The 13650-nt window shown below is 35.9% G+C and carries 14 protein-coding genes and 1 tRNA gene (1 of these 15 only partly in view); all 15 read right to left on the reverse strand.

Annotation, left to right across the window (positions count from 1 at the left end; all coding sequences use genetic code 11):
- Positions 1-21 (reverse strand) — tRNA-Asp (locus RTX21_RS08605) (it extends 153 nt beyond the left edge of the window).
- A 136-nt stretch (positions 22-157) separates the two neighbouring features.
- A complete protein-coding gene (trxA, locus tag RTX21_RS08610; protein WP_027384703.1) occupies positions 158-475 on the reverse strand; it encodes a thioredoxin in 318 nt (105 codons plus the stop codon).
- A 66-nt stretch (positions 476-541) separates the two neighbouring features.
- Positions 542-1714, reverse strand: coding sequence for a cysteine desulfurase family protein (locus RTX21_RS08615; protein ID WP_312766856.1), 1173 nt, complete (start codon positions 1712-1714; stop codon positions 542-544).
- A gap of 49 nt (positions 1715-1763) precedes the next feature.
- Positions 1764-2351, reverse strand: coding sequence for an HAD family hydrolase (locus RTX21_RS08620; protein WP_312766857.1), 588 nt, complete (start codon positions 2349-2351; stop codon positions 1764-1766).
- Between the two features lie 6 nt (positions 2352-2357).
- The gene (locus RTX21_RS08625; RefSeq protein ID WP_312766858.1) at positions 2358-3083 is read right to left on the reverse strand and encodes an SDR family NAD(P)-dependent oxidoreductase; all 726 of its coding nucleotides are present in this window, start codon (positions 3081-3083) and stop codon (positions 2358-2360) included.
- A 64-nt stretch (positions 3084-3147) separates the two neighbouring features.
- Positions 3148-4467 carry an FAD-binding oxidoreductase gene (locus tag RTX21_RS08630; RefSeq protein ID WP_312766860.1) on the reverse strand — a complete coding sequence of 440 codons (1320 nt, stop codon included), beginning with the start codon at positions 4465-4467 and terminating at the stop codon, positions 3148-3150.
- 64 nt (positions 4468-4531) lie between these two features.
- Positions 4532-5419 carry a decaprenyl-phosphate phosphoribosyltransferase gene (locus tag RTX21_RS08635; RefSeq protein ID WP_312766862.1) on the reverse strand — a complete coding sequence of 296 codons (888 nt, stop codon included), beginning with the start codon at positions 5417-5419 and terminating at the stop codon, positions 4532-4534.
- An 85-nt stretch (positions 5420-5504) separates the two neighbouring features.
- Positions 5505-6191, reverse strand: a complete 687-nt coding sequence (locus RTX21_RS08640; RefSeq protein WP_312766864.1) for an OmpA family protein — start codon at positions 6189-6191, stop codon at positions 5505-5507.
- 17 nt (positions 6192-6208) lie between these two features.
- Entirely contained in the window at positions 6209-6706 is a 498-nt protein-coding gene (locus tag RTX21_RS08645; protein WP_312766866.1) for a lipocalin family protein, read from the reverse strand.
- Between the two features lie 100 nt (positions 6707-6806).
- Positions 6807-8495: a S8 family serine peptidase gene (locus tag RTX21_RS08650; RefSeq protein ID WP_312766868.1), complete on the reverse strand. Its 1689-nt coding sequence runs from the start codon at positions 8493-8495 to the stop codon at positions 6807-6809.
- A 142-nt stretch (positions 8496-8637) separates the two neighbouring features.
- Positions 8638-9252 carry a WbqC family protein gene (locus tag RTX21_RS08655; RefSeq protein ID WP_312766870.1) on the reverse strand — a complete coding sequence of 205 codons (615 nt, stop codon included), beginning with the start codon at positions 9250-9252 and terminating at the stop codon, positions 8638-8640.
- A 339-nt stretch (positions 9253-9591) separates the two neighbouring features.
- Positions 9592-11262, reverse strand: coding sequence for a signal peptidase I (lepB, locus tag RTX21_RS08660; RefSeq protein WP_312766871.1), 1671 nt, complete (start codon positions 11260-11262; stop codon positions 9592-9594).
- Positions 11263-11397: 135 nt separating this feature from the next.
- Positions 11398-12096 (reverse strand): 4-hydroxy-tetrahydrodipicolinate reductase, encoded by a 699-nt coding sequence (gene dapB, locus RTX21_RS08665; RefSeq protein ID WP_312766872.1) that lies wholly within the window; start codon positions 12094-12096, stop codon positions 11398-11400.
- A 22-nt stretch (positions 12097-12118) separates the two neighbouring features.
- Positions 12119-12748 (reverse strand): DUF5683 domain-containing protein, encoded by a 630-nt coding sequence (locus tag RTX21_RS08670; protein WP_312766873.1) that lies wholly within the window; start codon positions 12746-12748, stop codon positions 12119-12121.
- Complete coding sequence (locus RTX21_RS08675; protein WP_312766875.1) at positions 12749-13639, reverse strand: ParB/RepB/Spo0J family partition protein; 891 nt, start codon at positions 13637-13639, stop codon at positions 12749-12751. It lies immediately after the preceding gene.
- Positions 13640-13650 lie beyond the last annotated feature (11 nt).

The raw sequence follows: 13650 nt of genomic DNA on the forward strand, positions 1-13650 counted from the left end.
AACCAGCTGAACTACCGGATCTTTTGCCATAACTAAGATGATTACCTTTCGTTATTGTGGTTGCAAAAATACAACAATAATTTACATCTCCAAATTTTAAATAAAAAAAAACGCCTTTCAAATAGAAAAGCGTTCATTTTCAATTATATTAATTTCACTATAGATAAGCATTCAGCTTCTCAGCGATTACCTCTTTCGGTGCTACACCTACGATTTTATCTACAACTTCCCCATTTTTGAAAATTAAAACTGTAGGGATATTTCTAATTCCGTAATCTACAGAAATCTGCTGATTATTATCAACATCTACTTTACCTACCAAAGCTTTACCTTCAAAGTCTGTTGCAACTTCCTCAATGATTGGTCCCAACATTCTACAAGGTCCGCACCAAGCAGCCCAAAAGTCAACTAAAACTGGTTTATCTGAATTTAATACTGTTTCCTGAAAGGATTGATCTGTAATTTCTACTGCCATGATTTCTTATTCTTAATTGTTTTATTGAACAAAATTACAAAATTTTAAGTTTGTTTCTTCTGTTGATTATCTATGTAAACTATCAGTTTTTTCTATAACGAATTGTTTGCCTATTTCTTCTAACGCACTCACAAATGCATCAATATCAGACTTTTTGGTAAAATGGCTGAACGATACACGGACCGGCGTGGAATTATCCAAATCATCTTCCGATAAAACGGACATCAAAACCATAGAAGGCTTCGAAGCTCCGGAACTACAGGCACTTCCTTGCGAAATTGCAATCCCTTTCATATCCAATTGTAATCCGATCAATGGATTTTTATAAGGCAACAAAAGATTCAGAACCGTATATAAACTGCTGTCTTCGGCGCTTTTTCCATTGAATTTTACGCCTTCGATTTTTTCTTTTAATTGCTGGATCGTATAATTCTTGATATCCTGAATATGATTTTTATAATCCTCCATTTTCTCCTGCGAAATCTCCCAAGCTTTTCCAAGACCTGCAATTCCAGTTACATTTTCAGTTCCTGCTCTCAGGCTTCTTTCCTGGGGTCCGCCTGTGATGATTCCTCTCAAACCGGAAGATTTTCTTACGAATGCAAATCCGGCACCTTTTGGGCCGTGAAATTTGTGTGCACTGCAAGAAGCGAAGTCAACCGGAATTTTAGAAAAATCCAAATCCAAATGTGCCATTGTCTGAACGGTGTCGGAATGGAAAAGTGTATTATTTTCTTTACAAAGATGAGCTACTTTTTCGATATCAAGAATATTCCCGATTTCGTTGTTGGCGTGCATCAATGTTACCAGAGTTTTCTTTTCTGAGTTTTTCAGTAATTCTTCTAATTTATTCAAATCGAGGTCGCCGTTGGAATCTGGTCTTAGATAAACCAACTCTACACCTTTCAGTTTCTTCATTTCAAGGCAGGTTTCAGCGACACATTTGTGTTCCAAGGCTGAAGTGATGATTCTTTCTACGCCAAGATAATTGACCGAAGATTTGATAATCATATTGTTAGATTCTGTTCCACAGGATGTGAAAACGATTTCGCCCGGAGTTACTCTCAAAGAATCGGCAATCTTTCGCCTCACTTCTTCCAAAATGGTCTTGGCTTCCTGTCCCAAACTGTGCGTAGATGACGGATTGCCATAATTGAATCTTAAAACATTCACCATACAGTCTATCACCTCATCGTCGAGAGGCGTAGTGGCTGCGTTGTCCAGATAAATTCTTTCCATTTTAATTAGATTTGAAGCCGAAATTGATTCGGATTTTAAAGCTACTAAATTAGTGAAAAAATCGATAATGTGATTCATTTGCGAATTTGAACATTGCTTTGTCTCCGGAAGTATCCCCGAAAGCAATGATTTTGCCAAATTTCTTATCGCCGATTTCCAGTTTTATTCGGTTTACTTTCTCTTCTTTGTTGCAATTATTCCCAATAAAATTTCCAGTGAAAATATCATCTTTGAATTCTGCCTGTGTAGAAAGCAACTTCATATTGAATTTCTCCGCAAAAGGTTTTACCCAAATATCTAATGATGCGGAAACGATGTAAGACTCTGTGTTTTCTCTATCAATATTATTAATAAAATCCAAAGCATTTTCTCTGAACAAAGACGGATAATTCTCATCAAAAAACTGTTGTGCTTTTCTCTCGATTTGATATCTGGACTGCCCTCCTAAAATGGATGAAATGAAACTTTTCTTTACGGCTTCTGTATCTGCTAATTTTAACTTCAACAAAACAAAAAGAGGAACGTGCTTCAGAAACTGGACAGAAAATTTGGCAGGGTCATAAAACTTTAAGAACAAAAACATTGTGTCTTTGTAACTTAAGGTTCCGTCAAAATCGAATAAATATAATTTTTTCATCGGGTTTTAAAGCTTTAATTTCTTAAAAATAAACTCTGGAATATTTCTGATTATCATCATAATAATTGCCCAAATTGGTAAAACGTAAGCAACATCTTTTTTATTTTTATAAGCTTTATAGATTCCTTCTGCTGCTTTTTTAGGCGTTGCGGTCAAAGCTGGATTTAGTGGTAAACCTTCCGTCATTTTGGTGTCCATAAAACCTGGTTTCACAGTCAGAACGTGAACTTTTTTATCGAAAAGATAATTCCTCAATCCACTAAGATAAGCTGTCAACGCTGCTTTGGCACTTCCGTAGATGAAATTACTTTGTCTCCCTCTTTCTCCAGCAACAGATGATAATACTATCATTGTTCCTTGTCTTTTGGATTCCATTTTTTTGGCGAATAAATTGAGCACGGGAACTAATTTGGCGTAATTGACATCGATAATCTGAGCGGTATTTTCATCATCATAAAGTCCTTCTTCCGTTCCTAAACCCAAATAACCTGTTGCACAAAACAACAAATCTGAATTGATGTTCTCCAAAGTCTTATAATCAATCTCGTTCATTAAGTCTAAAAGAATAATTTCTGAATTCTGAAGAAACTTTACCTGAAGATGGCCTGCGAATTTCTCTGTCGTTTCCGGGTTGGAACTCAACAAATAAACAGTGGGAAATTTCTCTCCTTTCGTTAAACATTCTTCTACGAATGCCTGTGCAACTTCAGAATTGGAACCAAGAACTATCATAATTGGTATTAGGTTTTAGTGTGTTAGAGTTTGAAAGTATTAGAGTTAATAATGAAACTAAATCCTAACAACCATTATTAAGAATTCTCTTATGTTGTAATGAAACAAATTTTGATGAATTGACATTTTGAAGATAATTGGTCAAAGAAGATTTGCTCATACTGTCTTTTGTTAAGTAAATTCTTCCTCCAAAATTTTCAACGATTGCATCCAGTTGGTCAACTAATTTTTTCAATCCTTTATTGACTTTAAAATCCAGAGCTAGAGTGTAACCTTCTTTCGGAAATGAATTATAAGCCAACGGATTATCTTTACCAAATAATTTCAAAACAGCTAAAAAGGAACCATTTCCACTTTTTGCAATGGCTTCGAGGATTTGCCGCATTCCTTCTTTTCCATTCTCTTTCGGGATTACCATTTGATATTGGATGAATCCGCTTTTTCCATAGATTTTATTCCAATTATTGATGACATCCAAAGGATAGAAAAAAGTTTCGTAGTCAATAAAATTATTAAGCTGTTTCTTTGTTTGCTTATTGTAATAAAGAAAATTGAAAATCTTGATAGTCAAAGCATTCAAAACAAATCCAGGAAAATAAAAAGGAACTGTCGGTTTGAATTTTTCTTTTAGTTTCAATGATTTTTTCTGAAGATTGTATGGTAATTCCGCCTTCAGAGCATGTTCGCCTCTCATTAAAATAGAACGGCCTAGGTTTTTTCCCTTTTGGAAACAATCAATCCAAGCTACGTTGTAAGTCCAATCCTCACTTTCATCGAATAATTTAAAAACCTCATCCAGATTTTCTGCCTTGATGCTTTCCTGTCTGATATAAGCCGATTCTATATTTTTCAGTTTGAATTTAGCTGACAGAATAATTCCAGTCAAACCCATTCCACCAATTGTTGCCCAGAATTTATCAGAGTTTTCATTACGGGAACAAATAATAACTTCTGAGTTTTCATTTAACAATTTAAACTCAGTTACATATTCTGAAAAACAACCTTCTGCGTGATGATTTTTTCCGTGAACATCCGAAGCAATTGCACCTCCGACGGAAATGTATTTGGTTCCGGGCGTTACGTAAAGAAAATAACCTTGCGGAACGGAAACTTCTAAAACTTCTGATAAAAGAACGCCGGATTCGCATTCGATTATTCCGTTGAGTCTGTCAAAAGAGATGAATTTATTCAATCTTTTTGTAGAAAAAATATGTTCGCCGAGAGAAGCATCACCATAGCAACGACCGTTTCCTCTTGCAATGACTTCATTATTCTCTCTTACAAATTGCTTGATCTTAGAAATAGAATCATCTGACCTCATTTCCTTTTCCACGATTGGAAAATTTCCCCAGTTGGTCACTTTCTGTACAAAATTCGGCTTCATCTGTTGGTTTTTGGTTTCTTAAAAAATTGAATCTATTACTGACTCAGTTTATAATGGAGTGATTTTATTTCTTAAAATAGATCTGTAAAAGGAAAACGATTACCCAAAGGACAATTGTGACCTGTATATAACGGTCTTTATAAACAATTTTCGTTGGCGATTCGGTCTTGTTATAGACGAGAGTTTGTTGAAGATATCTTAAAAATGCGAACACCACAAAAATTACTGTATAAAAAACTCTCGGATGAAATCTTGCCTGAACCTCTGGTGACAAAGTAAACATCAGATAACAAATGATTGCCAAAGTACAGCTGATTGACAATGCAATATCTGCAAACTGAACGTTATAACCATCCAAAGCTTTTCTGGTTTTTCCAGAGATCTGGGCATTGATCAGTTCTCCTCTTCTCTTTCCTATCGCCAAAACTAAAGCTAAAACAAAAGTCAATAGAATTGCCCAATTGGTAACAACAACTCCTGTGACATAACCACCAGCTAGTACTCTAAGAACAAACCCAATGGCAATGATACAAATATCAACAATAGCAACCTGTTTCAGTTTGAATGTATAGAAAAGATTCATCACAAAATAAAAAGCGATGATCACCCCGAATTTCCAGAAATTGGTATGAAAAATATAGTTTCCTATGAAAACAGATGATATGGATAAAAGAATCAAGAAGGAAAATAAAATCTTTGCACTCATTTTGGAAATAGCTCCACTTGCCAAAGGACGACTCTTCTTTTCCGGATGTTTTCTATCGGACTCGATATCAAAATAATCATTGATGATATAAATAGAACTCGCTGTAAAAGAGAATACTAAGAATGCAAAAATACTCTCATAGAAAAGATGAGTATTAGTAATTTTGCCAGAAAAGAATAGAGGAGCAAAAACAAATAAGTTCTTAACCCATTGTTCTACTCTTATTAATTTTAAATAATTCTTCATCAAATGGTTATAATTATGCAAAAGTAGCATTAAAATAAAAAAACCGCAAATTGCGGTTTATTATTTATATTAAAATGAATGATTGTTAATTTGATTTAGCATCATTGATCATTTTTTCATTTGCCGTAATTGCAAATTCTACACGTCTGTTCTGTGCTCTACCTGCATCTGTATCGTTAGAAGCAATAGGACTGGATTTACCTAATCCTTCTGTGAATAGCCTGGAAGCAGAAATACCGTTAGCTACAAAATAGTTTTTTACAGCAGCAGCTCTCTGACCTGAGATCTTCAAGTTAACAGCATCACTACCAATACTATCCGTATGTCCGTATATGTTAATATTTGTATCCGGATTATTTTTAAGGACTGTAACTAATTTATCTAGGTTATTTTTTGCTAGAGTAGTTAAATTAGAAGAATTAAAATCGAAGTTAACTGTATTTTCGTGCAATGTCACTTTGATACCTTCACCAACTCTTTCTACTTCCGCTCCTGGCAATACATCTTTGATCTCTTTGGCCTGCTTGTCCATTTTGTTACCGATAACACCTCCGGCAACGCCACCAACAACTCCGCCTAACACAGCTCCAAGTGGGGCATTGCCACCTTTTCCAAGGTTATTCCCTAAAATTCCCCCAAGAACGGCTCCGGCTGCTGTACCAATTGCAGCACCCTTCTGTGTATTATTAGCATTTTGAACACTTTCACAACTTGTCAATAAGAGTGAACCTGAGATAAAAAATGCAGCGATGTTTAGTTTAGTTATTTTCATTATATGTATTTTTAATATTATTTAGCTGTTCTCGTAAAATTGTAACGCACATCCATTGGTGAACCGTCCGCATTTACAGACTGAACCAGTGTAAAACTATTTTCAGTTGGATTTTCCAGTCTCAGCATATAACCAGATGTTACTCTCTTAGCTTTTTCACCTTCACCAACTTTTTTGATAGATACATTGCTATATTTATCAACACTAAAAGTGATAGCCTGCGTTTTCATCGGGCAATCTCCTCCTCCATTCAAGGAGTAAGTTCCTGTATAATTATTCGGGATCAGTTTCCAAGAGCTGCCAACAAAACAGTTGATATCTGCTCCTTCATCAAAAGGTTTTATCTTGAAAGATTTGTTATAATCTACATTAGAAATTGTCCATTCCCCTTTTAGTTTCATAACCTCGGAACGTACTGTCTGAGCTTCGCCCGCACTTACTCCAGTCTTATTTGAAGCACAAGATGTGGAAATCAAAGCGGCTCCAATAAATCCTAAAAAAATTAATTTTCTCATAGTTTTATATTTACTGCTAAGTTATTACAAAAAATTATGCCAAAGGATAAAAAATAAAAAATCTGAGACTCTCTCAGATTTTTTATTTTAAGTATTGATCTTATAACTTACTCTTATCTATTGCTTTATGTGTTTTTTTCTTAACTGGTTTTTTTACAGATTTTGAAGGCACTTCAGCTTTATAGAAATTCTTGTATGCATATTCCGCAGCTTTTGCTACATCTATCACACCATTGGATCTTGATAACTTATCAAATCCATTCGTTGCATTTACATTTGTTGTTTTAACAAGAGATTCTATGATCTGTTCCGGTTTTAGATTTGGCATATACGCCAGCAAAACTGCGGCAGAACCTGCTACTACAGGAGATGCCATAGATGTTCCTTGAAGATATTCATATTTCCCATCTGGAACTGTTGAATAGATTTCCGAACCTGGCGCAAAAACATCTACCATTTTTTGATCATAATTAGAGAAGCTTGATTTCAAAGCATTTGCATCATTTGTATTCGAACCAACTACGATCATATTGTTAATGAAAGGTTTTTCGTCTGAGGTAGATTTGAAATTAGTTGGAAAGTACTGATGTTCTGCAATATCTTCGTTTTCATTCCCTGCTGCTTTTACCAAAAGGACACCTTTGCTCTCTGCATATTTGAATGCATCCCAAACTACATTTTTACCCGGAGAAACAGGTTTTCCAAAACTCATATTAAGGATTTTCGCACCGTTGTCAACCGCATAGCGGATAGCATTTGCAACATCTTTGTCTCTTTCATCCCCATCCGGAACAGCTCTTACAGTCATGATCTTAGCAACTCTGGAAGCTACACCATATTGAGGTTCGGAACCGTTTGCCAGACCTGCAATAATTCCAGCAACGTGAGTACCGTGTTTTGCATCTGGACCTTCATAGTGGTTATTTCCGTAGCTTTTCTCAGAATAATCATCATAATTATCACCAACGATCTCTTTTCTAGGGTCAAAATCCAGGTTGTAACCTTTCTCAGCCTGTGGTGTGAAATAGTCCAGTGCCTCCTTCATCTGAGCTTCCATGTAAGTTTTAACTTCAGAAGCTGGTTTCCCTGCTACTTGAGGGTCGTTTGCAACCTGAGCAAGAACCTGCATCGCCATAGCTTCCTGTTGGGTAGAAGGTTTTATCGTTGCCAAGTTCTCTTTTGTCAATGTTTTATCACCTAACAATTTCACCATATCCGGGATAGAATTGTTGATCATCGTGTACATCTGAAGACTTTGTTTTGCCTCTTGACTTTTCTTGTTAAAAATCTCTTTGGATTTCATATACATCGCAAAATCGTCCGGCATCTTTGCTTGATTTTCCTTATTCTTAGCAGAATCATCGCCTTCGAAAATTGGTTGATATTTTTTCACGACTCTCGTTACTTCCATATTATCAACATCGATGTCACCGTTTTTACCTCCCAGGAAATTCCAGCCGTGAACATCATCGATGTAACCGTTTCCGTCATCATCTTTTCCATTGTTAGGAATTTCGTTTGGGTTTGTCCACATATTTTTGATCAATCCCGGGTGATCAACTTCCACTCCGCTGTCCAAAACTCCGACAATGACAGTTTTTGGTTTTAGACCTTTCGATTCTAAAAATTTGTAAGCATTTTCTGTGTTAACTCCATAAACTTTTGTAGTTGCATAATTTTTATGATACCAAGTTTTTTGGTCTTTATCTTCCTGCGGAGAAGCTGTCTGCGCATGAACCAATCCAAATCCTGCATATAAAAAAGCTGCCGCTATCAATAATTTTTTCATAAGTATAAATCTATTTTTTTAATTGCCTTATCCAATCGCTCATTTCACTAATCTTTGATCAGACGTTTTTTTGCAACAAGCGATTTCATATAAATAATTATTTTTAATTAAATAAAATCTCGTTTATAGAGTTTCGTGGCTGTTAATCGAGTTTTATATTTTTGATATAAGTCAAACTTTCTGGCCCAATGTTACAAATCAGATCGAGAATAGATAAATCTTTTATAAATCCATTCTTGTCCGAAAAGCTCTGAAAGTACTCTTCAAACTCAGATGTTGATTCGGATTTTGCGGAGAATTTTTCTCTGTGATCTTCTGCTTCCGGGTTTTTGAAATATTCGTTGGTCAGCTCATACTTTTTTTCGGTCTTCAGAATATCAAGAATAATACCTAAAGCCTTGAGATTAAATTCTTTTAAAGAAATAATCTGCTCACCATATATTTTTTTGAGCTTATCTTCGTAATATTCGAAATAAGGAGTGCTTTGATAAGCTGTTTTGATGGACTTCCAATGGAGCTTCTGCCAATCTTCGGCAAAAGAAACCTCGACATCTTTTATTTCTCGTTTTCCTGTATGTTTAATCGGAATGATCAATGGTAATTTTCCATTGGCTCCGTAGATTGCTGCTCTGTTTCTGTAAGTCTGCTTTGGAAAGTTTTCGAATTGTTCGAAAGCGACTTCGTTTTCTTCATTTAGGAATACCGAGAACCACGAAAGTGGTGGTAAATAGAATATTGGTAAAAGAACTTTTTTCATATTTATTTTTGATAATCCTCTTTCAAATCATTCGAAAATTTTAACACAAAGGACACCAAGTTTTTTACAATTAAATATTTTTAGGTTCACAAAGGCGCTTCGCTTATATAAGTTTTGAATGATTATTGGAGGATATTAATTAAAAAAACTTTGTCAAAGATAATAATCTCTGACAAAGTGTTGAATCTTTATTTCGGAGGATAAATCCCATAGCCCCGATAGGAACGGCATCCTTTTTTGTTATTGCGATTGTCAAAAATTTCAACAGATTGCTTCACGTTGTTCGCAATGACAAAAAAGATAGAGTGGATAGCGGGATTAAGCTTCTAAATTATTAAATTAATCTTCTTCTTTTTTCTTTCCGAAAAGTTTGGCGAAATAATCCCAACCGAAGAACAGCACCAAAATAATCACGGCAACCCACCAATAGGAAGTTTTGTTTGCCTCGCCAGTGTTAGTGGCTTTGAACATCCTGTCCCAACGGATCTTTTTACCCGGCGCCTGATAAGTTGAGCTAGCATCGGAGAACAATCCTTCTACACTTAGCCAAGTGAACATGGGTCTTCCCACAATATTTTCTTCCGGAACAACTCCAAAGAATCTCGCATCCAAAGACGCATCGCGGTTGTCCCCAATCATCATATAATAATTTTGTTTGATGGTATATTGATTGGTTTCTTGTCCGTTGATGTAGATCTTTCCATTTTTGTTTTCAAGCTTGTTGTGCTCGTACTCGGAGATGATCCATTTGTACGTTGGTAAAGTTTCCTGATCAAGTGTTACAATATCGCCTTTTTTCGGAATTCTAAGAGGTCCGTACCAATCCTGATTCCAAGGTTTGTTTACAGGATAAATGCTGTTTGAAGAATCTATTCTTGATGCAGGAATAAGACTACCTTCTTTATCAAAAAGATATCTTCCATCACCGTCTGTTGCATATTTATAATAAGCTACAGCTGATTTTCCTTTTTTCATAACATCTTCCTCAACACTTTCTACTCCGGGAATCTGTTTAATTTCTTCTTTTGTTTTATCGGTCAGTCCTTGAAATTCATAGACAAAACCTGAATCCTCCTGATTCTCTCTAACTGGTAAAAAACCATAGATTTTATAAAGCCTTTGAATATCTAATTGTTCTGAACTCTTAACTATAAATTTATGTTGCTGATACTCATCACCAAGAATTTTCTCCGGCGCATTATTTATAAATAATCTTCCGGCTCTGAACTCGATAACATCTCCAGGAATACCAACGCATCTTTTAACATATGGGTCTTTTCTATCGATTGCGGTATGTACAGAATCTTGTGGATAGTTGAAAACAACAATGTCATATCTCTTGATCTCGTCATAACCAGGCAGTCTCAGATATGGCAGTTTAACCGCATCAACGTAAGATTTCGGGTCATCTTTTGGATTTCCTTTTTGTCCCGCGTCAAATATGGTTCCCTGCAAAAACGGTAATGCAACAGGTCTCATTGGCATTCTGTAACCATAGGCCCATTTGTTCACAAAAAGAAAGTCTCCAACCAATAAAGTTCTCTCCATCGAACCTGTCGGAATACCGAATGGCTGTGTCAAAAAAGCATGAATAATAGTCGCAAAAACTACCGCAAAAGTTACTGAACCTAAAAATGTCTCTTTCTTTTTACTTTCTTCTTCCTCTTCTTCAGTTTCAATTTCCGGGTCTTTTCCGTAATTCACCGTTGCCATAAAAATGAAAGGCAGAACTACTGTCAAAACTCCATTCAAAGCTCCTCTCTTTCCAAATTTTTTCATCAAGAAAAGGTGAAAAACAGACATCATTATCGGACCAACAATTGGTAAGTATGATAAGATCGCCCACCATTTCGGATGTTTGGTTTCTTTGAGAATAATCAAATAATTATAAAAAGGAACAAACGAGAATAATGGATTATGTCCCATTTTCTTGAATAACTTCCAAGTTGTAAGTCCCATCAGAACACTGATAATGAGAACATAAACTGTATAAGTAATAATATAATTCATAAATATTTCATTTGGCTTCGGCTTTAGCTTTCAGCAATTTGAGTAATTAGTTTTTGATGTATTGTTTTTGTTACAGTTTTTACTCCTAAATTAATTTTCACCCCAATCTTAAAGGAAAGAATTAATTTGAAAAAATTACAAACCTAAAACATCTTTCATAGAGAAAACACCTTTTTTATCAACAATCCACTCTGACGCGATTACTGCTCCCAAAGCAAATCCATTTCTGTTGAAAGCAGTGTGTTTGATTTCTATCTCGTCCACTTCCGATCTGTAAAAAACACTATGAGTTCCCGGAACTTCATTTTCACGAATAGCAAATATTCCTAGTTCGTTATCTTTGGTTTCATCCAGTTTCCAAGCTTCATATTTGGAATTTTCAATAATTCCTTCTGCAATGGAAATAGCAGTTCCGCTCGGCGCATCCAACTTGTGAATGTGATGAATCTCTTCTAACTGACAAGAGTATTCTTTGACATTACTCATCAATCTGGCTAATTTTTCGTTGAGTGCGAAAAATAGATTGACGCCCAAACTAAAATTAGAACCGTATAAAAATGCACTATTATTATCTAAAGTGATTTTCTCAATTTCCGGCTTTTTATCCAACCAGCCCGTTGTTCCACAGATTACAGGAATATGATTCTCTAGACAAACTTTGATATTTTCAAAAGCAGCTTCGGGATTTGAGAATTCGATGACAACATCAGCATTGTTCAGGGATTCCTTGGTTGGAGTTTCTTTTAGCCTGGCAACAATATCGTGACCTCTGCCTTGTGCGATCTCATCAATGATCTTCCCCATTTTTCCGTAACCGACTAATGCTATTTTCATTTTAAAATTAAATTGAGATTATTTAGAATCTGAAGCTTAGAGTTAGACCTGCTTTTGCCTCACTTGTACTGAATTGGTCATTGATGACCGATGGGACAATTGCCAGATCCGAATCGTGGCGACCTTCATAAAGGTGGGCGTCTACAACAGCATCCACGATATTAAGGATATAGATCAAAGCAGTTATTCCTATCGCATAGTCACGTTGTCTTTTGGACCTATCCTGTGCATTTCCCAAAACGGTTTTTGTAATACCATTAATATCGGAAAATTCATGCGGAAGACCATTGAGTTCTGCTACATAAGCATTCCGGTAACGTTTGTATTGCTTATCATTCCAAAGTGCGATACCTACTCCTGTCCCGACTGCGCCCCAAACCAAAGGAATTTTCCAATATTTCTTATTATAAAATTGTCCTAATCCGGGCAGGACAGCAGAATAAAGACCTGCTTTTGTGGGACTTAGTTTGGTGATTTTTGCAGGTGCATTATTATCTTCGATATCTTCTAAAATCTGGGCTTCTGCCATTGGTCTGGCAGCAGGAATACTATCTTTCGGATGATTTTCCACACGTATCGTATCATTCCGATTCACTTGTGAAAGAGCAAAACAAAAGAAGAAGAATAAGAAAATTGAAAGTATTTTTTTCATTTATCTAATATGAGCAAGAATGCTTTCCAGCTCTTCTTCATTTTTAAAATCAAGAACGATCTTTCCTTTTCTCCCATTTGCCGAAGTCTTGATCTCGACATTGACATTTAGGATATCTGAAAGATTTTTCTGTGCTTTTTTTACATGATTCGGAACAATTGCCTGCTTTACAATTTTTTCTTTATCATGAGAATTTTTCAACTGTGCAGCAAGTTGTTCTGACTGTCTTACATTGAGTTGATCTTTGATAATTTTCTCAAAAAGGTCTTGGCGTTTCTCATCCGTATCCAAACTCATAATTGCACGACCATGACCCGCAGAAATCTGTCCGCTTCTGATTCCGTTTTGGATATCCGGAGACAATTTTAAAAGGCGAACACTATTTGTAATTGTACTTCTTTCTTTACCAACACGCTGACTTAGATTTTCCTGGGTCATTCCAACCTCATCCAAAAGTCTTTGATAAGTCAAAGCCACTTCAATCGGATCAAGGTCTTCTCTCTGGATATTTTCAACCAAAGCCATTTCCAACAATTCCTGATCATTGACCAAGCGGATATAAGCCGGAATAGAAATTAACCCTGCAATTTTGGAAGCGCGAAAACGTCTTTCCCCAGAGATGATCTCGAACTTTGCGCCATCTTTTCTAAGTGTTACCGGTTGAATAATCCCCAAGCTTTTGATGGATTCCGCTAGATCATTAAGTGCTTTTTCATCAAAAAAAGTTCTTGGCTGATTGGGATTCGGGTATATATCTTCAATTGGAACTTCAACAATATTGCCTACCAATGTCTTTGCGCCCTCATCGGAAGCAGAATTGATATTCGTCTTGCTTTCTGCGTTCAGGATGGCCCCCAAACCACGTCCCATTGCTCTTGTTTTATCTCTCATTTTGTATAAAT

Origin of the sequence: Epilithonimonas sp., from assembly GCF_032054305.1 — a bacterium.
Classification (GTDB): Bacteria; Bacteroidota; Bacteroidia; order Flavobacteriales; family Weeksellaceae; genus Epilithonimonas.

Coding starts and splice junctions, on each gene's coding strand:
- RTX21_RS08620 (WP_312766857.1), bottom strand. CDS start 2,351: ATGAAAAAATTATATTTATTCGATTTTGACGGAACCTTAAGTTACAAA.
- RTX21_RS08650 (WP_312766868.1), bottom strand. CDS start 8,495: ATGAAAAAATTATTGATAGCGGCAGCTTTTTTATATGCAGGATTTGGA.
- trxA (WP_027384703.1), bottom strand. CDS start 475: ATGGCAGTAGAAATTACAGATCAATCCTTTCAGGAAACAGTATTAAAT.
- lepB (WP_312766871.1), bottom strand. CDS start 11,262: ATGAATTATATTATTACTTATACAGTTTATGTTCTCATTATCAGTGTT.
- RTX21_RS08615 (WP_312766856.1), bottom strand. CDS start 1,714: ATGGAAAGAATTTATCTGGACAACGCAGCCACTACGCCTCTCGACGAT.
- dapB (WP_312766872.1), bottom strand. CDS start 12,096: ATGAAAATAGCATTAGTCGGTTACGGAAAAATGGGGAAGATCATTGAT.
- RTX21_RS08635 (WP_312766862.1), bottom strand. CDS start 5,419: ATGAAGAATTATTTAAAATTAATAAGAGTAGAACAATGGGTTAAGAAC.
- RTX21_RS08670 (WP_312766873.1), bottom strand. CDS start 12,748: ATGAAAAAAATACTTTCAATTTTCTTATTCTTCTTCTTTTGTTTTGCT.
- RTX21_RS08625 (WP_312766858.1), bottom strand. CDS start 3,083: ATGATAGTTCTTGGTTCCAATTCTGAAGTTGCACAGGCATTCGTAGAA.
- RTX21_RS08675 (WP_312766875.1), bottom strand. CDS start 13,639: ATGAGAGATAAAACAAGAGCAATGGGACGTGGTTTGGGGGCCATCCTG.
- RTX21_RS08645 (WP_312766866.1), bottom strand. CDS start 6,706: ATGAGAAAATTAATTTTTTTAGGATTTATTGGAGCCGCTTTGATTTCC.
- RTX21_RS08655 (WP_312766870.1), bottom strand. CDS start 9,252: ATGAAAAAAGTTCTTTTACCAATATTCTATTTACCACCACTTTCGTGG.
- RTX21_RS08640 (WP_312766864.1), bottom strand. CDS start 6,191: ATGAAAATAACTAAACTAAACATCGCTGCATTTTTTATCTCAGGTTCA.
- RTX21_RS08630 (WP_312766860.1), bottom strand. CDS start 4,467: ATGAAGCCGAATTTTGTACAGAAAGTGACCAACTGGGGAAATTTTCCA.